This window comes from Acinetobacter sp. NIPH1876 (assembly GCF_022808535.1).
GTDB classification, from domain to species: Bacteria; Pseudomonadota; Gammaproteobacteria; order Pseudomonadales; family Moraxellaceae; genus Acinetobacter; species Acinetobacter higginsii.
Genome location: NZ_JALGBR010000002.1, coordinates 75,488 through 94,543, shown reverse-complemented (window position 1 = coordinate 94,543; position 19,056 = coordinate 75,488). Strand labels below are relative to the sequence as shown.

Here is a 19,056-nt window from a genome sequence, read left to right as displayed (position 1 = left end):
GTTGCAAGGACTCCACTAATATTATTTGTAAGTATAGCTTAACAATGTGTAAGCTTATGTTTAGGTCATTTATGCAAGAAAAGAGCAGGATTATTCATTTTTTCCTGAATAACATTTAAAAAATAAACATATGAATTGACTCTATGTTAATACTTTGATTGAGGTCAAAAGATAGAGAAGTGATAAAAATTACAATGGGAGTAAGATAAAAAGGAAAAATTATTTTTGTGTGAAAGCTTGTTTAATAAAAAAGCCTGAAATTTGCATTTCAGGCTTTTTTCATTCAGATATTTTGTTCAACATCTTCTAGAATAGTTTCTAAAAGCCGTTCGCAATGAGCGTACTGTTGCAAAGATTTATTTAAGCTAAACACTTCTTGTGCCATCTGTAACGCAACCATAATCACAAGCTTATTATGTTCAACTCGTGGGGCACTACGACGCATGTCATGGAATTTTTGATTAAGTAGCTCTGCGGCACGCTCTAACTCTTCACGTTTTTCTTCTGTCGTATTAAGACGGAAAGTCTGTTCAATTAAGCGAAGTTCGACAACGATTGGTTCACTCATGATCAGATCTCCTCTTGGGTTTCAGCATTAGGGTGAGCAAGCTGCTGAATTTCTTGTGCATGCTGATCCTGTGCTGTGCCTAAAATTGAAAGGCGCTGAATAATAGCCTCGACTTTAGATTTTGCTAGCTCATTTTTTTGTAATAAGCGATCACGATCTTGTTGTAAATCTTGAATCTCTTGCTGACTATGGCGTTGTTGTGCTTGTAATTTTTCTTTATTGACACGTAGGTCATTACGCTCAGCCAAGATTTCTTGAAAGCGATTTTTCAAATCAGTGGTGCTTTTCTCTAAACGGCTATAACGTTCCGCTAAAGTTGTTGCATCTTGATTCAGTTGTTTAAATTGATCTTGTAACTGAGTCAGTTGTTCAGTTAAGTTATCAACTTCTTCCTGCTTTTGCGTGATGATGCTATTTTTCTGCACAATTTGTGCATGTTGGTCCGTTTCAGCTAATTGCTTAGCTTCGGTGAGCGAAGTATTTTCTCGCTCTAAGTGATGTAAGCGTGTTTTTAAAACACCAATATGCGCTTGTAGACGCTGTAATTGTTCTAACATAACGAAGGTCGCACAGAGTTGCAATCAAAGGTAATATATACAGCAGTATAGAGGTTGGATAAACGAATGCAAGACGATATTTCAGGTTGGACAGAATGGAATGCTCATTTTGATGGGATTGAAGAAATTTCAAGCCCAAGTGAGTTACACGGTTTACTAACTGGTATAGTTTGTGTGACACAAGCGCCGACTGAAGATGAATGGTCACAAATCTTAAACACCCTGAATGTGCCTGCTTTACAGCCAGAAGCACTGCAAAGTTTAACCGATGAAGCAGAAGATGTGGCACATGCTTTATCGGATGATGAATTAGATTATTTACCGATGCTCCCAGATGACAACCATTTGCTAGCTGATCGTGTTCAAGCCTTGGCAGATTGGTGTGCAGGGGTGGTACTGGGTTTTGGTTTGGCTTCTGGTCATATCCGTGCTGAGGAACAAGAGCTGATTGAACATTTACAAGATGTTGCAGCTGTTGAGTTCGAAGACTCGGATAATGATGAAGAAGGTGAAGAAAGCTATCAGGAACTGTATGAGTTTGTACGCTTGATTCCTGTGAGCTTATCGATTGGTCGCACCAAGATTCCTGTAGCCGAAAGTTCTTTATTGCAAAACTTTCATGCCAAAAGCAGAAATCAAGACAATCCAGCTGATCCACAAACAGTAGTAGAAATGTTTACCCCACATCGTCCGAGTTAACTCGGGCGGTGCCTTAACACCTTATAAATAAAGATACTTACAATCATTCATCTTCATCAGAAGGACTATATGAAATTAAGTCAAGCCGATTTTAAACAACGTCGTGATATTCTCGCTAAAAAAATAGGCAGCAATAGCATTGCAATTATTGCGACACGAGCAGAAATGTATCGTAATCGCGATGCTGATTATAAATATCGTGCCGACAGTAGTTTTTATTATCTCACTGGATTTGCCGAGCCCGAGGCGGTTGCGGTTATTGAAACCTTTGCCGAAGGTGAAGAGTATAGCTACAGTTTGTTCTGCCGTGAACGTGATCGTGAAATGGAAATCTGGCATGGCTATCGTGCTGGTATTGATGGTGCGATTGAAATTTATGATGCAGATGAAGCTTATGCGATTGACTTATTAGATGAAGAAATCATCGAAAAAATTCTAAATAAACAGCGTCTTTACTATCGTATTGGTCAGCAAGCTGAGTTTGATGCACGTGTTAGTCAGTGGATTCAAAAGGCAGATGCAGAACAGCGGCGAGGTAGTGCTGCACCTGCTGAGTTGATTCAGCTTGATCGTATTGTTGATGAAATGCGTTTGAAAAAATCAGCCCAAGAAATTGAGTTGATGCAGATCGCATCGAATATTAGTGCCGAAGCACATACTCGTGCTATGCAAACTGTTAAACCTGCGATGATGGAGTATGCACTGGAAGCAGAACTCAATTATATTTTTGGGAAAAACGGTTGCGTACCGTCATATAACAGTATTGTTGGTGGCGGTGAAAATGCCTGTATTTTGCATTATGTTGAAAACAACAAGCCACTCAAAGATGGTGATTTAGTACTTATTGATGCAGCGTGTGAATATGAATTCTATGCGTCAGATATTACGCGTACATTCCCTGTCAACGGTAAGTTTAGTCCTGAACAGAAGGCGTTATATAATATTGTTTTAGAAGCGCAGCTTGCTGCAATTGATGCGACACGTATTGGCAATCATTATAAATACCCACATCAAGTTGCAGTGAAAATCTTAACTCAAGGTTTGGTTGATCTTGGTTTGATGAGTGGCGATGTTGATGAATTGATTGAAAGCGAAGCATTCCGTCAGTTCTTTATGCATGGTACAGGTCATTGGTTGGGTATGGATGTACATGATGTTGGTGCATACAAGACTGGCGAAGACTGGCGCGTTTATGAAGCAGGTATGGTGGTCACTGTTGAACCCGGCTTATATGTTGCACCTGATGATGAAACCGTCGATGCAAAATGGCGGGGTATCGGGATTCGTATCGAAGATGATATTGTCGTTACGGAAAATGGTCCATTGGTTTTGACCAAGAATGTAGTGAAAACTGTTGAAGAGATTGAAAGCTTGATGGCAAGCCATTAAGTTGAGATTGAGAAAAGGCTTATCGATCGATAGGCCTTTTTTATTTCGTTTGATGACCAAGACAACTTTTGAATATATTTTAAAAACATAGACCAAACAAAGTACAAATTCCAATCCTGATTTGAGTTAGAGTAAGATAGTCCCGAAACATCAAGTCATGAAAAACTGATAAGGAATAATATTATGCAGCAACAAGTCATCATTGTCGGTGGAGGTATGGTTGGACTCAGCCTTGCTTTAATGTTGGCAAAATCTAATATCGCAGTAAAGTTATTAGAAGCTGTGAAATATCCGAATTTTGATGATGAAAATGTTGCGCCTTATCATTCCAGTTTTGATGCGCGTAATACCGCATTATCACGCCGCAGCGTACAGATTTACCAAAAGTTAGGTTTGTGGGAAGCCTTACAACAACATGCTACCCCAATTCTGCAAGTGCATATTACTGAGCAAGGCAGTTTTGGTAAGGCTCGTCTCGTTGCAGAGCAAGAAAAAGTAGAAAGCTTTGGGCAAGTGATTGAAAATGCTTGGTTAGGTCGAGTATTACTCACCCAAGTGCGTCAACAGCCGTTGATTGAGTTGATTGATGGTGTGCAAGTAACTTCACTGACGCAAGATGCAGATCAGGTACAAATCGAAGCCATGCGTAATGGCGAATATATCCATTCCTTAAAGTCCAAGTTAGTCATTGCTGCTGATGGTCGCGATTCTTTCTGCCGCCAAGCCATTGGCGTGGGTGTAGATGAACATGATTATGACCAAGTCGCGATTGTGACCACTGTACAGACTTCTAAGCCGCACCAGCAGGTTGGCTTTGAACGTTTTAGTGCGTTGGGACCATTGGCACTTCTACCTTTACCAGGCGAATACCGCCGTTCAGTAGTTTGGCCTGTGAAAAAAGGTACTGAAGCAGAATGGTTAGGTGAAGAAAATGATCAACATTTCCTTGATGCTCTACAGGAAACCTATGGGGATCGAGCAGGGAAATTTGAAAAAACAGGCAAACGTTTTAGCTATCCATTGTCGCAAGTGTTAGCAGATAAGCAGGCGGTTGGACGTGTGGTGTTGATGGGGAATGCAGCACATACCATTCACCCAGTGGCAGGGCAAGGTTTTAACCTGTGCTTGCGTGATGCAGATGTGCTGGTTCGGTTCCTGATGGAGCAGTTAGCAAAATCAGATGATATTGGCGCGCCTGAAAATTTATTGGCCTATGAACAATCACGTTTGAAAGATCAGCAACGTGTAATCAAGTTCTGTGATTCGGTGGTGCGTGGTTTTAGTAATCAGAATCCAATCCTCAAATTATTACGCAATACAGGATTGATTGCTTTTGATGTGATTCCAGGTGTTAAGCCTTTGGTTGCCAATTATGCAATGGGGCTAAAAGCATGAGTGAAATCTTAGATGTCGTTATTGTCGGTGGTGGTTTAGTTGGCGGTTTAACAGCTTTATTACTCGCGCAAGGTGGGGTACAGGCGACGGTGCTAGATGCTGCACCTGTACTTGATCAGGATAAAACTTTGTCAGTCATGAATCCAAGGGTATTGGCACTCAGTCAAGCCACCATTCATTTACTCAAAACAGTGGATGTCTGGGATGATTTAGCACGCCAAATGCCCTATTCAGGCATGCAGGTCTGGAATAAAAATGGCTATGGTGAAATTAATTTTGGTCATGCTTCGGAGCAGCAACCTCAATCAGATCAGGCATTAGGTTCAATGGTTGAGCCAAGTGTTTTGAATGTTGCGATTCAACAAAAAATGCTGCAACAGCTCAAAGACTATCGTACCCAAGTCAAAGTCATTCGGATCGAACAGATTCCGCAAGGCTGGTCAATTCAATTGGCAGATGGCACGACATTAAAAACCAAGTTGCTGATTGGTGCAGATGGTGCGAATTCTTTTGTACGTGAGCAGGCGTATATTGATTTAGATGTACTGGATTATAAGCAGGCTGCGATCAGCTGTGCGATTAAAACCACGCGCCCGAATCAATATGTGGCTCGACAGATTTTCCTACCGACAGGACCATTGGCTTATTTACCGATGGCAAGTCTTGATCCTCAAGAAAACGGTTATTGGCAATCAATTGTTTGGACTTTACCAGATGATTATGCTGATGAGTATTCAGCACTCAGCGATCAAGCATTTATGCAACTATTGACGCAAGAAAGCCTACATATGTTGGGTGAGGTGGTTGAGGTGCGTTCTAGAGCACAATTCCCATTAAAAGCACGTGCAGCGCAACGCTACATCAAATCAGGCTTAGCACTGATTGGTGATGCCGCGCACGTGATCCATCCTTTGGCTGGACAGGGTGTGAATATTGGTTGTTTAGATGCCGCTGTGTTGTGTGATGTGTTACTACACGATTTAAAACGTGGTGTGTGGGCCAACGAACAGACTTTATTGCGTTATGAACACCAACGTAAGGGTCAAAACGACGCCATGATGCATAGTATGTCTGCGATTGGATGGATTGAAAGTTCAGAATTATTTCCCTTTGTTTGGGCAAGAAATTTTGGTTTGAAACAGGTTGAACAGTTCGATTGGTTTAAGGATCGTTTTATGCAACAAGCCAATGGATTAGGGACATTGAAAGACACACAATATGCATGTTAAAAAATAGTAGATATTTTTTAAACAATCATTTATAAATCAGAGTGAATTTGGTCATAAAAAGTACGTTTTAACAAATATTGTGCTTTGCTAAATCTGAAGAGCTTGCTAAATTCCACCTAGTTCTGATGGCCAAATAGCGATGATGAGAGTTGAGTCATTGTGGGGAGATGAAGATGACGGAAATGAATGATTACGACGAAAACACAGAAGATTCTGCTGTAGACGACGAAGAGGCGAAAGCGGCAGAAAGTGGTGCAGAGAGTGAAGAATCGAGCGCCAATGACGCTGATCTTGCTGAAGCGGAAACTTTAACCGTGACTGCGAAGCAGAAACAACGCCAAGCTTTAGAAGATGAAGTGGCTGCGTTTCTTGCACGTGGTGGGCGTATTACTGAAGTTCCGCCAGGTGAGCATCAAGATTAAGTCTGAATTGATATAAAAAAGCATCACGGTTGTGGTGCTTTTTTATGTTGGTGTGACTCATGTTCACACTCAAGTGGTTGGTGTAACTCTTTTAAAATGCCACATTGTTCAATGGTACGATGTTGTGAACATTGTTGTTTTAAATGGCTTAGATCTTGTTTGAGATGTTCCAGATTCTTAATCTTCTGTGAAACCTCGGCAAGATATTGATCAATCAGATGATCGACCTCCATGCAGGTTTGATTTGGATCTTCGGCTAGACCCTTAAGCTTTTGAATATCTTGTATGGTGATGCCCAGTTCTCGGCAGTGTTTTAAAAATAACAATTCTGAAAGCATTTGTTCCGAATAATGACGGTAATTTCCCGCCGTTCGTTGGGCTTTGTCCAGCAACCCAATTTTTTCGTAATAGCGAATCGTATCTACAGATACACCTGACTTTTTTGCTAATTGTCCAATGCTAAAACTGATCATGCTTGACTCTGGAGTTACTCTAGGGTTTTAAATCACTATAAAATATTCAGTGAGAAAAGTCATGGCAGGATGTGGATGCAACACAACGTGTTCGCCAACACAAAAAATTAGTCCAAAGTTTAGAAAGGCTTTATGGATTGCTTTAGTTTTAAATGCATTGATGTTCTTTGTCGAAATTATCGGAGGATCACATGCACGTTCTGTGTCGCTCTGGGCGGATGCCTTGGACTTTGCGGGTGATGCAGCAAACTATGCCATTTCTTTAGCTGTATTGTCCATGACCTTGTACTGGCGAGCGACCGCAGCCTTAGTCAAAGGAATCACCATGGCTGCCTTTGGTATTTTTGTGATTGTTAAAGTATTCTGGTCATGGTGGCTAGGTGTAACACCTGAACCAATGCTTATGGGGGCGATTGGTGTACTGGCATTGGTTGTCAATGTTATCTCTGCATTGATGCTCTATGCATTCCGTGATGGCGATGCAAATATGCGCTCGGTATGGTTATGTAGTCGGAATGATGCGATTGCTAATATCGCCATTATCATCGCAGCTGTTGGTGTATTCGGCACAGGAACCATGTTCCCTGATTTATTTGTAGCCTTTATTATTGCGTATTTAGGTGTTTCTTCTGGTTTGGCAGTGATTAAGCAGGCGAGAATGGAAAGAAAACGAGATCAGGTTAATATCATGACTAAGGCCTAAAACACATTGTTGTTATTTCATATTGAGATGATAAGGGGAGATTTAAAAAATCTCCCTCTTAGGTTTTATTGATCTTGTTGGGTGAGTTCCAAAGCACGTTGGTACGCCACTTTCTTTTTTATACCCGTCAAATCAGCAGCCAATTGTGACGCCGCTTTTACCGATAAATCCTGTAATAAACGTTTCAACAACGCATCCAGTTTATCCTGCTCCATATCTTTTTCCGCAGATGCTCCACCGACCACAACCACAATTTCACCCTTTTCTTGGTTGTGATCATTTTCGATAAAAGTAACCAATTCTTTTAAAGTCATCTTCTTGATGGTTTCAAAAGTTTTGGTAATTTCGCGGGCAAAACCAACAGGTCGCTCTTCACCAAAGACTTGCACCATATTTTTGATGCTGTCCAAAATACGATGAGGTGCTTCGTAGAAAATCAAGGTCTGGGTTTCATCCTTGAGCTTTTCAAGCTGGCTGATTCGTTGCGATGCTTTCGATGGTAAAAAACCCTCAAAGCTAAAGCGGTCACTCGGTAAACCCACTGCACTTAATGCCGCAATTGCTGCACAAGCACCCGGTACTGGAATGACACGAATGCCATGTTCTTGAGCGGCACGAACCAGCTTAAAACCTGGGTCGCTAATCAGTGGAGTACCAGCATCACTGATTAATGCAACATTTTCTCCTTTTAACATTCTTTGGAGAAGTTGATCAATTTTGTTACTTTCGTTGTGATCATGACACGCTGTGAGTGGAGTTGAGATATTATAATGTTTGAATAATTGAGCAGATTGACGAGTGTCTTCTGCGGCAACTACCGATACAGATTTTAAAATATCAATTGCACGAAAGGTCATGTCATCTAAGTGCCCAATCGGGGTTGCTACAACAAATAATTGAGCACTCATAAAAGGTAACTCCCTAATGTATTACAAAAAATATTGGCTGCTACTATGTTTGGCGGCATGTGTGAGTCCAGTTTATGCGGACGTACTGGTGATTCTACCCGAATCTGGTACGATGGCGCGAGCTGGTCAAAGCATCAAACGTGGTTTCTTGAGCGCTTATACAGCATCTGGCAGCAAAGAAAAAATCATTTTTGTAGATTCAGCGAAAAATAACATCGATACGATTTTTAAGAAAAGGGTCAACAGTAAGACTCGACTGATTGTTGGGCCATTGGCACGGCCTGAAATTGAAACTGTGATGCAACTGAATCCAGCAATTCCTGTAATTGCATTAAATGATGTGAATAACCAGACCACCAATGTATGGCAATTTAGTTTGGCAAAACAGCATGATGCTGTTGCATTAACTCAATTATTGAAGAAAGACAAAATTAAAAATCTATTGGTATTACGTCAAGCTGGAACTGAATCTGCAACAGAACTATTTATGATGGCACTCATGTCTGAATTTGGCTCAGATATTCATGTGGTCAATGAACGTCCTAAAAAACTTGCGCGTAAAGAAGGGCTGTTATTGTTGGGCGATCAACAGTGGTTAGAGCAACTAGGTCCTTTACCTGAAAAAAATATTTATGCTACTGCGTTGAGTATTGAGCAAGACAAGAGCATTCCGATGGGACTCAGTTTTTGTGATACACCAGCTTTATATAACGGACAATGGGCAGACCTAGTCGCTGCATATAAAGAACAACCAGAAAATATGGCATTTCAACGCTTATTGGCCTTTGGTGGTGATGCATGGAGTATTAGTCAGCAATTTTTAAATAGTCCAGATCGACACTTTTCCTTTGAAGGTCGAACTGGGGCAATTGATGTGAAAGACGGGAAAGTTTATCGCCAACCTTATTGCTATCAACAGCAGAAAAAGGGTATTCAAGCATTAAAATAAGATCGGGCAGGTATGTCACAATCAGTACATGATTTAGGGCAATGGGCTGAACAGAAAGCACTTGCTCTTTTACAGTCCCAACAATATCTATGTGTAGCGCGGAATTATCATTCACGTTATGGGGAAATTGACTTAATCGTTGAACGGGAAAAGGAACTCGTTTTTGTCGAAGTCAAAGCCAGATCGAAAGCAAGTTATGCGAAAGCCTATGAGGTGGTTTCACTCGCCCAGCAACGTAAAATTATTAAGACAGCTCAATTGTTTTTACAGAAATCTCCACATTATGAGGACTTTGATTGTCGTTTTGATGTGATTTGTTTTGATTTTCCACAGAAAATTGCAAAAACAGTACAACCAGATTTTTCAAAATTGCAGTATGATCAGCAATGGATTGAACACGCATTTACTTTAGATTAATTAAGAAGTCTAATTTAAAGCTAAATATTGAAAATTGAACAAATTTGTTTGTAGATAGGGAGTCTTGCCAAGTGTTAAAACGTTTATCGATTACGTTGCTTTGCGCTGCAAGTTTATCGGGATGTGCTAGTTTTATTTCTGGTGGCACAGGAAGTTCACCCGTTGGAACGAACAGTGGTGAACGCAGTCTTGGGCAGATTTTTATTGATTCTTCGATCAAGCGTACTGCAAATATTAATTTGTACAAATTAGATCACCGCTTTAAACAGTCTCGTATCAACATTGAAAGTTTCCACAGCAATGTTTTATTGACTGGACAAGTCCCTGATCCATATTTAAAACAATTGGCAGAAGATAACTTACGTTCGATGTCAGATGTAAAAGCCGTACATAACTATATTACGGTAGGTGACAAGGTCGGTTATAACACCATCATGCAAGATGCAACGGTGACTGCAAATACCCGCGGTTTGTTGATGAAAGCCCCTGTAGTATCTGACAGCAAAGTATTAGTGCATACTGAAAATGGTGTGTTGTACGTGATGGGACGTTTAAATACTGCTGAATCAAGAGATTTAGATGACGTCTTACAAAAAGTTGGAAATGTGACTAAAATTGTGACACTCATCGACAACACGGATCAACCTTCAGGCACTGTTGCTAGTTCAACAGCAGCAGCACCAATGGTGGGCACTGTGACTACACAGCCTTTAGTTGAGACACCTGTTGCAATTGATCCTGATCAGGCGGAACCTGCGACCATTACTCCAACTAATCCTTAATTTATGAAGCAACTTATTCAACAAGTACAAGAAAATGTAATAAAGGCGAAAAACCTCTATCAGGAGTTTCGCCTTTATGATTTTGCCAGTTATTCGATCAATTACCTGACACCCAAAGATACCTTTGAAAAAGAAGAGCATCTTGCCTATGGATTGAAAGCAAGACAGCGTTTGGATCTGTATCGAACTAAAAATCCTAAAAAGCAAAGGCCACTTATCGTATTTGTACATGGTGGCTCTTGGCAGCATGGTAACAAACGTGAGTATCTGTTTATTGGGGAAACTTTTGCCCGTGAAGGTTATGATGTTGCAGTGATTAACTACCATCTTGCACCAGAACATATCTTCCCGACCTTTATTGATGATATTGCTCAAGCCATTCATTATTTAAATCAGAATCAGAGCAAGCTAAATATTTCGACAGATAACATCATTTTAATGGGACATTCTGCGGGTGCGTTTAATGTCATGTCTGTGGTGTATTCTGCCTATTCACAAAATTTTAAATACAAAGAAAATATTAGAGCAATTGTGGGGATGGCTGGGCCATATCACTTTGACTACAAGGGTGATCCTTTAGCTGAACATGCTTTTGATCAGAAAGTATCGTATCAACAAGTGATGCCGTATTACTTTATTGAGCCGAATCAAATTAAGCATTATTTGTTGATGGCTGAACAAGATCAGTTGGTGGGCAAGGAAAATAGTTTTGATCTAGATAAAGCACTCAGAGAAAAAGGCAATCATAGTCATATCGCCGTGATTCCAAAGACAGGGCATATTACCATTGTGGCGACACTGGCCAGTTTGATGAGCCATTATTTCAAAACCAAACGGACGATCCTGCACTTTTTGGATGAAGCCTTAGACCCCTAATCAATAAAAAAGCATCGTTTAAGATGCTTTTTTATTGTCGATGATTTGCATGATCATGCTATGGGCAATACTGCCTTTAAACGGAATTTCTGGAAGTTGATCAAATTTAAAAAACGCTGCTTCACTGATTTCCTCGAGCTGCAATTGGATATCACCTGAATCATATTCAGCATGGAAGGCAATCATTAAATTACTAGGAAATGGCCAAGGCTGGCTCGACATATAACGAATATTTTTAAGTTTGAGTCCAACTTCTTCAAATGCTTCACGTTGCACGGCTTCTTCTAAAGTTTCACCCACTTCAACAAAACCAGCAATTAAGCCATGCATATTACTTTTGTTATGCGCTGATTTGGCAAGCAAAATCTCATCGTTACCTTTGGTGATAATGGTAATGATACAAGGCTGTACGCGAGGATATTGATGGTAAGCACAACTTGGGCAAACCATGGCATATTCTTTAGGGTGAATTTCAGTCGCATGACCACAGTGGCTACAGAATTTATGGTTACGTCGCCATTCAAGTAATTGAACTGCTCGACTGGCTTGCAGGAAATCACTACTTGACCAAGACTGAATCAGTTCCCGAATCGGAACTAATTGATAGCCTTCAGGAATAGATTCATTTTCAAGCAGATCACGTGCGATGACGTGATCATTATGATGGATGGGGAGGTCACTTGCTAATTTCTCAACTTGGGGCAGTTGTAGATTTTGGTCGACTAACAGTTTTTGGTGTTGAAAAATATAAGCAAGTGATAGTTGAGTCATTATGCGGCTATGGTTTGTAATTGCTGACTGTTTGATAATGCCACATCAAACATAGATTGCAATACAGGTTGCTTGTTCTTTAAGTTCTCAACCAGTAAATCTAGACCTGCGACAACGTTTAAGACGCAATTAATTTGTTCGGCATCGAGAGGTTGATTTTGCGCTAAACGATATTGGGCAAAGTGCGCTGCACCTAATAAAGCAGTTTGTTGAGCTGAACTACCTAAGAACAGAGCAGCGCCTGAAAGTTCCTTCAGATACACGGGTAACGCTTCTAAGCTATGTGCTGTAGGATCTTGTACATAGAGACTTAAGGTTTGCGTTAAAGTATCAATCAAGGTTTTGGTTTCAGTCAATAACGCTTTATGTGCTTCATCTAAACGATCAAGCGAGATTTGCATGTTATTAACACGTAACTGTAAACGACTAGACGTGTAATTACGTTCCAAAATCCCAATCGAATTCATTGAAGCCAAAATACTGTTCATTAACTGTTGTACCGAAGTTGCATCAGTTAATGTATTTGGTTGGCTTAATTTTTCCGCTTGCTGAGTTAACTCTCGTGCTGCTTCATTAAGATTCAGTACTTTGAAAACATTCGAAAGCTGATGTAGTTTTTGTTGCAGTTCTTGGGTTTTTTCAGCTGACATATTTTGATGGTTGTATTCAATCTCATTACGGATTTGAGCCATCTCATCTGTCATTAACTGACTGATGGTGTGTACCGTTTCATAGTCAGGGCCGTATAAATGACGGCTTAGTACTTGTAGCTGCGTATCGCTAAGTAACTCATCACCAATATTGAGTTGATCTCGAATATGCTGTGACACATCATCTTCTTGGCTAATACAAATACATAGGATGTCTGCAAGATCAGCAATGCTGTTTTTAAAGCTGGCCGATTGAGCGAGGAATTTACCGATATTGGTTTCAATTTGAATCAACGTACGTAAGCGTGCTTCGGTAATTGAAAGCTCATCAATATGGCTTAACCCTACATTGACCAACTGCCAGTATTGTTGGCTTGGTTGACCCGCCGCTAAACCTGCAAGATAAACGCCGACCAATTTGATCCCTTGTAGATCAAGGGGGGTTTCAGATTGCTTAATGAGCTTGTTTAAACACAATTTATAAAGTTGATGAATATATTGTGATTGTTCCAAGCTTGGTGCCTGAGGCAAATTAAAACTCGGGGTAATGAACTCAAGCAATGGTTGTACCGTTTGACCTTCTTTGGTCAGTGGTTTACCTAGGGCTTTTTCTAAACGGTTCAGTGTATCGAGTAGGAATTGAGGAACTTTTACTTCACGTAAACAAATGAATTCGATATAACGCTTCAGCATGGTAGTACCTTCACTGAGCGCAATAACATCATTGGTTTGGATTTGCTGTGGTTGCGCCATAATTTTGCGCATCAGCTCGGCAGAGTATTGAGTAATTTGTGATAAATGTGGCATATCAATTAACGCGAGAACTTGCGTACATTGTTCAAACTGGTTCAGCGCATCATCAATCCCGAAAGGTAGTGCTTGTTCTTCGGCAAGGGTATTGACTGCTGTTTCTACCAATTTAATCGAATTGTCGATTTCATTTTTTATTATTAATAATGCCGTTGGGTCGAAATGAATCGAGGTTTGGTAAGACATATGACCTACACCTTTCCTAAGTTGTTATATCCATGGACCTCCTTTTTTAGGAGGCCTAAATCTTTAAAGGTTAATATAACTTAACTTTAGAGGCTTGAAATACAAAAAATTACATTGACTGGAAAATTTATTTTGCGAAAAGGCAAGGCTCTCCATGTTTTTGTTCAAATTGTTTGACCCAGGTCTCATGTTCATTTAATTCATGTTCAGACGGTTGAATCACAGGTAAGTCAACTTGGACACGTAGGCGGGTGGATTTATTTTGATTTTGTTCTGTTTGAGAAAGGGCGTCCATATCAAATGAGACTTGCCCACCCGTCATGGCAAGATAAACATCGGCTAAGATTTCAGCATCGAGTAAGGCACCGTGGAAAGTACGATCTCGTGCTGGAATTTCATAACGGCGTACCAAAGCATCCAATGAGTTCTTTTGACCAGGGTGCTTATTCTTGGCCAGTGCCAAGGTATCGGTAACCTCACAAACCTCAGACAATAAAGGTAAGCCAGCACGTTTGAACTCCATATCTAAGAAGTTCATATCGAAGGTCGCGTTATGCGCGATAATTTCGGCGCCTTTTAAGAAGGCAAAAAGCGTATCGGAAATTTCAGCATATTTCGGTTTGTCTTTTAAAAAGTCATCGCTGATACCATGCACATTTTCAGAGTCACCGACGGGTTTTTCTGGATTGATATAGATATGAATTGAACTACCCGTGAGTTTACGGTTGATCATTTCAATTGCACCGACTTCAATAATACGGTCGCCATCTTGATAGTAAAAACCTGTGGTTTCCGTATCAAGAATGAGCTGGCGAGGGCCCTGTAGATGAACTTTGGCTTCTGTAATGACAATATTTGGATGCTGATTTAATGGAGCGGCTTCGACGACCACTTCATCTGATGCTGTATTGTCACCCATATTATCCAAGACTTCTTCAAGTTCTGATTCTTCGATCATTTCATCGCTATCCATATCAATATCTAATCCGAAAGGGTCATTTAAGAGCCAATCGGATTCAGGCTTTTTTGTATCAGCGTTAGCCTGTGTTGGCGATTTTAGTTGTTGAGCGGTTTGTTCTGCACCTAAATTTGCCAATTGGTCTGCCATTTCATTACCTGCATGTCCAGCATGGCCTTTAATCCAGTTCCATTCGATCTCTCGGTTGGCACAGACCGCATCCAGTTTCTGCCATAAATCAGGATTTTTAACATCTTTCCAGTTTTTCTTTTTCCAGCCATGAATCCATTCAGTAATGCCTTGTTTGACATAATTGGAGTCTGTCCAAATAATTAAACGGGCATCGGTCGGGCAAAAAGAAACGCCTTCGATCGCAGCTTGAAGCTCCATACGGTTATTGGTTGTTTCAGGTTCGCCACCAAACAGCTTGTGTTCACCTTGTTCGGTAATGACATACGCGCCCCAACCCCCAAGACCTGGGTTACCCTTGCATGCGCCATCAACGTAAAGTGTGATTGTTTGTGACATATTTGAACCTGAACAATAAGCAGAATAAGAAGTTGAATATTTTAATCGCACAAAAAGTTAGCCAATATTCAAGTGTTACTTAAACATAGAACAAAAGAATAAGACTTTTACTTGAGCTAAAATAAGCAGGGAATTTTAGCATCCCCATAACAATAACAGCTATTGTAAAGCTAAATTTGGCTTCTGAACGTTACAAAACTCATCTTTTTTAATTTCTTGTAACATTTCCATGCAAATCACGTTAAATTATTGCCTTGTCTAAGTGACATGCTTTACTACAATGGCTAAGTCTGTTGACGTTTCACAGATGACAGAAGAGTTTTGCCTTGTGCTGTGACCAAAGCAGTGCTTTGTACTTGCTCAAGTCATGGCTAAAACTTTTCCAAACTTCGTTGTGAAACTTGACAAAGAGCGATGATTGTCTTTGTCCCATGCCTTGTTTGAATGGTTTAGCCTATAACGTATGCATGGTTGAAACATCAATAGCCCCTAATTAAGAAATAAACTAGCGTGAGTTGACTGGAAGTTTTTATGTATAAATCGAGCACATTGGTGTCGCAAGCATCTGCAACATCATTATTCAAAATTACTGTACTCACTTCTGCTCTCGTTGCGTTGGGAATCACCACAGGTTGTTCTTCAACACCTCAATCAAGTAAAAGCTCGTCTTCAAAGCAAGCTGGCTCAGGTTATTTAGATGCAAGCAGTTTAGATTCACTTGAAGACTTATTGTCTGCAACCGACATGCGTGCTGTGGAAGGCGACCGTTTATTGGTACTGAAACATGGTGATGTGTGGAAACGAATGACGGTTGGATTCAAGATGGACTTGAACCATTGGGATTCACGAATTGAAGCACAACGTAGCTGGTTTATTTCTCGTCAACCATATTTAGATCGTTTAAGTGCGCGTGCCAGCCGCTATTTATATCACACCGTAAAAGAAGCTGAACGTCGTGGTATGCCGACAGAATTGGCATTACTGCCGATTATCGAAAGTTCGTATGACCCAGCAGCAACCAGTAGTGCAGCAGCAGCAGGTCTATGGCAGTTCATCCCAAGTACAGGGCGTATTTATGGTTTGCAACAGACCAGCCTCTATGATGGACGTCGTGATGTAGTCGAATCGACACGTGCTGCGTATGAATTCTTTGGTAGCTTATACAATCAGTTTGGTTCGTGGGAACTGGCATTAGCTGCATATAATGCGGGACCGGGTCGTATTCAACAGGCGATTAACCGTAACCGCGCTGCAGGTTTACCAACCGATTATTGGTCATTGAAGCTTCCACAAGAAACCATGAACTATGTTCCACGGTTTTTGGCTGTTGCTCAAATTATTAAAAACCCAGGTGCATATGGTGTGAGCTTACCACCAATTGCAAACCGTCCTCACTTCCGTGAAGTAAGTCTGGCTGGTCCAATGGAACTCAATCAGATTGCATCGATTACGGGCTTAAGTCGAGCTGAACTCTATGCACTGAATCCAGCTTATCGTGGCGAAATGGTTGACCCAATGAGTCCAATGCGGATTTTAATTCCAGCAGATTTAAGTCCCTCAATCGATGCGAAATTACGTTCTGGTAAGGCAAGTTCTGGTGGATTCTGGGCTAGCAATAAAAACCCACCGCCAATGAATACCAATCCACTGAGCAGCTCAACGACGATTCGTACAACGACCAATAGTGGGCAAAGTATTACTGCATCGACAGCAACGCCACCCAATTTAACGGCAAGTAATACAACACGTCCAACAACTTCCTCAATCAGTACCAGTAAAGTTAATACGCCTAGAGGTTCGGATGCGTTGGCTTCATTTGCTGCAGGGGCTGATGTTCCAAGCGCACCACGTATTCCTGTCGCAATCACGCCTGCCGCAAATGTGAAGCCTGTGGTGACTGAACCACCAATTTCTTTAAAAGAACGTGAGCAAATTAGTGCCGCAATAAAAGAAGAAGGCAAAAAAGAAACGGTTGCACAAGTCTTAGAGCCACAAGCGACTCAAGCTGAGAAAGATCAAGTTGTTGCAGAAATTAAGGCAATTGCACCAAAAGGCACAGAAATTGTTGATCCATTCGATGGCAAAATTAAATTAACTGCGATTCAAACCAGTCAATCGGTTGCTGATGAAAAAGGTCAAGAGGTGAGCCGAGGCTTCTCTTATCCAAAAAACTTGGTTGAAGATACTGCCACTGCAAACAGTGAAGACGCCAAACGCAACCAAGGCAAGCCATACATTAAAACCGATACGGATGTTGTTGTCGTTGCACCAAAAGGCAAGCGCAGCACCTATGTGGTACAGCCTGGCGATACCTTAGCTGTGATTGCGCAAAAAAATGGCGTGAACTGGCGTGATGTTGCCAAGTGGAACCAGATTGATCCAAACGGTACCTTATTTGTTGGTGCAAGCTTATATTTATATGATGCCAAACCAGAAGCACCTAAAGCTGCTGAAAAGCCAGAGAGCTATGTAGTGCAGTCGGGTGATAGCTTAACTAACTTGGCTTCACGCTTTGATTTAACTCTAAAACAGTTGGCGGATTATAATAATTTGTCTGTGACTGATGGTTTGTTCGTTGGGCAAAAATTAACATTGATTGAGCCAAAAAATAATGCCCGTACAACGCAACAGGCAGCACGTGTGACTGACAGTAAGGCAACAACGACTCAAAAAGTTGCAACCAAATCATATACGGTGAAGCGTGGCGAATATTTAAAGCTGATTGCGGATCGTTATGCATTATCGAATCAGGAATTGGCTGATTTGACCTCTGGTTTAACTGCGAGCAGTAGCTTGTTCGTTGGACAAAAAATTAATGTGCCGTTACACGAAGTTTCTCAGACTCAGGAAACACCTGAGCCAACGAAGACGAACGTAAAATACGAAAATGTAAGTGCATCGACTAACTATAAAACTGAAAACTATACCGTACAGCGTGGCGACACTTTATCAAGTATTGCAACCAAGTCGAAAATTAGCTTGAGTGAGTTGGCTGAGCTAAATAATTTGAAGTCAAATAGCGGCGTGCGTTTGGGTCAAAGCATCAAGATTCCTGCGGGTTCAACTGTACCTGATCAGTATGTGGTGCAGTCGGGTGATAGTTTGAATGCGATTGCAGCCAAGTACAATCTTCAACTGAGCTATGTTGCCGATCTGAATGGCTTGGAAAGAACGTCGGGTGTACGTGTTGGTCAACGTTTGAAACTGACGGGTGATGTGCCTACAAAAACCACTGCGAGCAATACGACCAAATCGAGAGAAGAAACTACACCTGATATTTATACGGTTAAATCTGGTGATACTTTAGGCAATATCGCGAGTCGTCATAATTTACAGCTCGATTATGTTGCTGGTTTAAATGGTTTAACACGCGGCAGTAATGTTCGTATTGGGCAAAAGCTAAAATTGACAGGTGATTTACCGAAAGCTGAAACCGCAAAGGTAGAGAATAGTAAAACAACACCAAAAACATCAGCACCAAGCCGTAATACTGAAAGATATAGTGTCAAAGCAGGTGAGTCTTTGAACAGTATTGCTAATCGTTTTGGGATGTCTGGTCGTGAACTGGCTGAGTTAAATGATCTAAAAGCCAATGCAAGCCTGCAACGTGGTCAAAGTATTTCAGTCCCTAAAACAGTGAGTGAATACAAAGTAAAACGTGGTGATACGCTGATTGGTTTAGCAAGTCGTTATGGTTTAGATACAGGTGCGCTGGCAGAAATGAATGATTTAACGCCAAGTACCCAGTTACGTATTGGTGACGTGATTAAAGTGCCTAATCTGTAA

The 19,056-nt window shown here is 41.0% G+C and carries 18 protein-coding genes; 11 read left to right on the top strand and 7 right to left on the bottom strand.

The window, feature by feature from the left end:
- Positions 1–283 precede the first annotated feature (283 nt).
- Complete coding sequence (locus MN869_RS02795; protein WP_005202351.1) at positions 284–568, bottom strand: cell division protein ZapA; 285 nt, start codon at positions 566–568, stop codon at positions 284–286.
- A gap of 2 nt (positions 569–570) precedes the next feature.
- Positions 571–1,125 carry a hypothetical protein gene (locus tag MN869_RS02790; protein WP_004808598.1) on the bottom strand — a complete coding sequence of 185 codons (555 nt, stop codon included), beginning with the start codon at positions 1,123–1,125 and terminating at the stop codon, positions 571–573.
- A 66-nt stretch (positions 1,126–1,191) separates the two neighbouring features.
- On the opposite strand from MN869_RS02790, the gene MN869_RS02785 reads away from it, so the two are divergent.
- From MN869_RS02785 to MN869_RS02765, 5 genes are all read left to right on the top strand, one after another.
- Complete coding sequence (locus tag MN869_RS02785) at positions 1,192–1,824, top strand: UPF0149 family protein (protein WP_005202352.1); 633 nt, start codon at positions 1,192–1,194, stop codon at positions 1,822–1,824.
- Between the two features lie 69 nt (positions 1,825–1,893).
- Positions 1,894–3,213 (top strand): Xaa-Pro aminopeptidase, encoded by a 1,320-nt coding sequence (gene pepP / locus MN869_RS02780; protein ID WP_005202353.1) that lies wholly within the window; start codon positions 1,894–1,896, stop codon positions 3,211–3,213.
- A 183-nt stretch (positions 3,214–3,396) separates the two neighbouring features.
- Positions 3,397–4,608, top strand: a complete 1,212-nt coding sequence (gene ubiH / locus MN869_RS02775) for a 2-octaprenyl-6-methoxyphenyl hydroxylase (RefSeq protein ID WP_005202354.1) — start codon at positions 3,397–3,399, stop codon at positions 4,606–4,608.
- Positions 4,605–5,837, top strand: a complete 1,233-nt coding sequence (locus MN869_RS02770; protein ID WP_005202356.1) for an FAD-dependent monooxygenase — start codon at positions 4,605–4,607, stop codon at positions 5,835–5,837. The genes ubiH and MN869_RS02770 overlap by 4 nt, the downstream gene beginning before the upstream one ends.
- Positions 5,838–6,010: 173 nt before the next feature.
- Positions 6,011–6,259 carry a hypothetical protein gene (locus tag MN869_RS02765; protein ID WP_005202358.1) on the top strand — a complete coding sequence of 83 codons (249 nt, stop codon included), beginning with the start codon at positions 6,011–6,013 and terminating at the stop codon, positions 6,257–6,259.
- 23 nt (positions 6,260–6,282) lie between these two features.
- Here the strand turns inward: MN869_RS02765 and MN869_RS02760 are convergent, their stop codons facing one another.
- Positions 6,283–6,732 (bottom strand): MerR family transcriptional regulator, encoded by a 450-nt coding sequence (locus tag MN869_RS02760; protein WP_005202360.1) that lies wholly within the window; start codon positions 6,730–6,732, stop codon positions 6,283–6,285.
- Positions 6,733–6,793: 61 nt separating this feature from the next.
- Here MN869_RS02760 and MN869_RS02755 point away from each other — a divergent pair, with 61 nt between their 5' ends.
- Positions 6,794–7,435 (top strand): cation transporter, encoded by a 642-nt coding sequence (locus MN869_RS02755; protein ID WP_005202363.1) that lies wholly within the window; start codon positions 6,794–6,796, stop codon positions 7,433–7,435.
- 65 nt (positions 7,436–7,500) lie between these two features.
- On the opposite strand, the gene rsmI is transcribed toward MN869_RS02755, so the two are convergent.
- On the bottom strand, positions 7,501–8,343 hold the full coding sequence (gene rsmI / locus MN869_RS02750) for a 16S rRNA (cytidine(1402)-2'-O)-methyltransferase (RefSeq protein ID WP_005202365.1): 843 nt from the start codon (positions 8,341–8,343) through the stop codon (positions 7,501–7,503).
- A 16-nt stretch (positions 8,344–8,359) separates the two neighbouring features.
- Here rsmI and MN869_RS02745 point away from each other — a divergent pair, with 16 nt between their 5' ends.
- From MN869_RS02745 to MN869_RS02730, 4 genes are all read left to right on the top strand, one after another.
- Positions 8,360–9,292: a penicillin-binding protein activator gene (locus MN869_RS02745; protein ID WP_005202366.1), complete on the top strand. Its 933-nt coding sequence runs from the start codon at positions 8,360–8,362 to the stop codon at positions 9,290–9,292.
- Between the two features lie 12 nt (positions 9,293–9,304).
- Positions 9,305–9,709 carry a YraN family protein gene (locus MN869_RS02740; RefSeq protein ID WP_005202369.1) on the top strand — a complete coding sequence of 135 codons (405 nt, stop codon included), beginning with the start codon at positions 9,305–9,307 and terminating at the stop codon, positions 9,707–9,709.
- A 71-nt stretch (positions 9,710–9,780) separates the two neighbouring features.
- Positions 9,781–10,491, top strand: a complete 711-nt coding sequence (locus MN869_RS02735; RefSeq protein ID WP_004808582.1) for a BON domain-containing protein — start codon at positions 9,781–9,783, stop codon at positions 10,489–10,491.
- Between the two features lie 3 nt (positions 10,492–10,494).
- On the top strand, positions 10,495–11,367 hold the full coding sequence (locus MN869_RS02730; RefSeq protein WP_005202371.1) for an alpha/beta hydrolase: 873 nt from the start codon (positions 10,495–10,497) through the stop codon (positions 11,365–11,367).
- A gap of 18 nt (positions 11,368–11,385) precedes the next feature.
- Here the strand turns inward: MN869_RS02730 and nudC are convergent, their stop codons facing one another.
- The 3 genes from nudC to dnaQ form a co-directional block, all read right to left on the bottom strand.
- Complete coding sequence (nudC, locus tag MN869_RS02725; RefSeq protein ID WP_004808578.1) at positions 11,386–12,138, bottom strand: NAD(+) diphosphatase; 753 nt, start codon at positions 12,136–12,138, stop codon at positions 11,386–11,388.
- A complete protein-coding gene (locus tag MN869_RS02720) occupies positions 12,138–13,784 on the bottom strand; it encodes a hypothetical protein (RefSeq protein ID WP_005202373.1) in 1,647 nt (548 codons plus the stop codon). The genes nudC and MN869_RS02720 overlap by 1 nt, the downstream gene beginning before the upstream one ends.
- Positions 13,785–13,911: 127 nt before the next feature.
- Positions 13,912–15,270, bottom strand: a complete 1,359-nt coding sequence (dnaQ, locus tag MN869_RS02715) for a DNA polymerase III subunit epsilon (protein WP_005202374.1) — start codon at positions 15,268–15,270, stop codon at positions 13,912–13,914.
- Between the two features lie 531 nt (positions 15,271–15,801).
- Between dnaQ and MN869_RS02710 the strand changes: the two genes are divergently transcribed.
- Positions 15,802–19,056: a LysM peptidoglycan-binding domain-containing protein gene (locus tag MN869_RS02710; RefSeq protein WP_005202376.1), complete on the top strand. Its 3,255-nt coding sequence runs from the start codon at positions 15,802–15,804 to the stop codon at positions 19,054–19,056.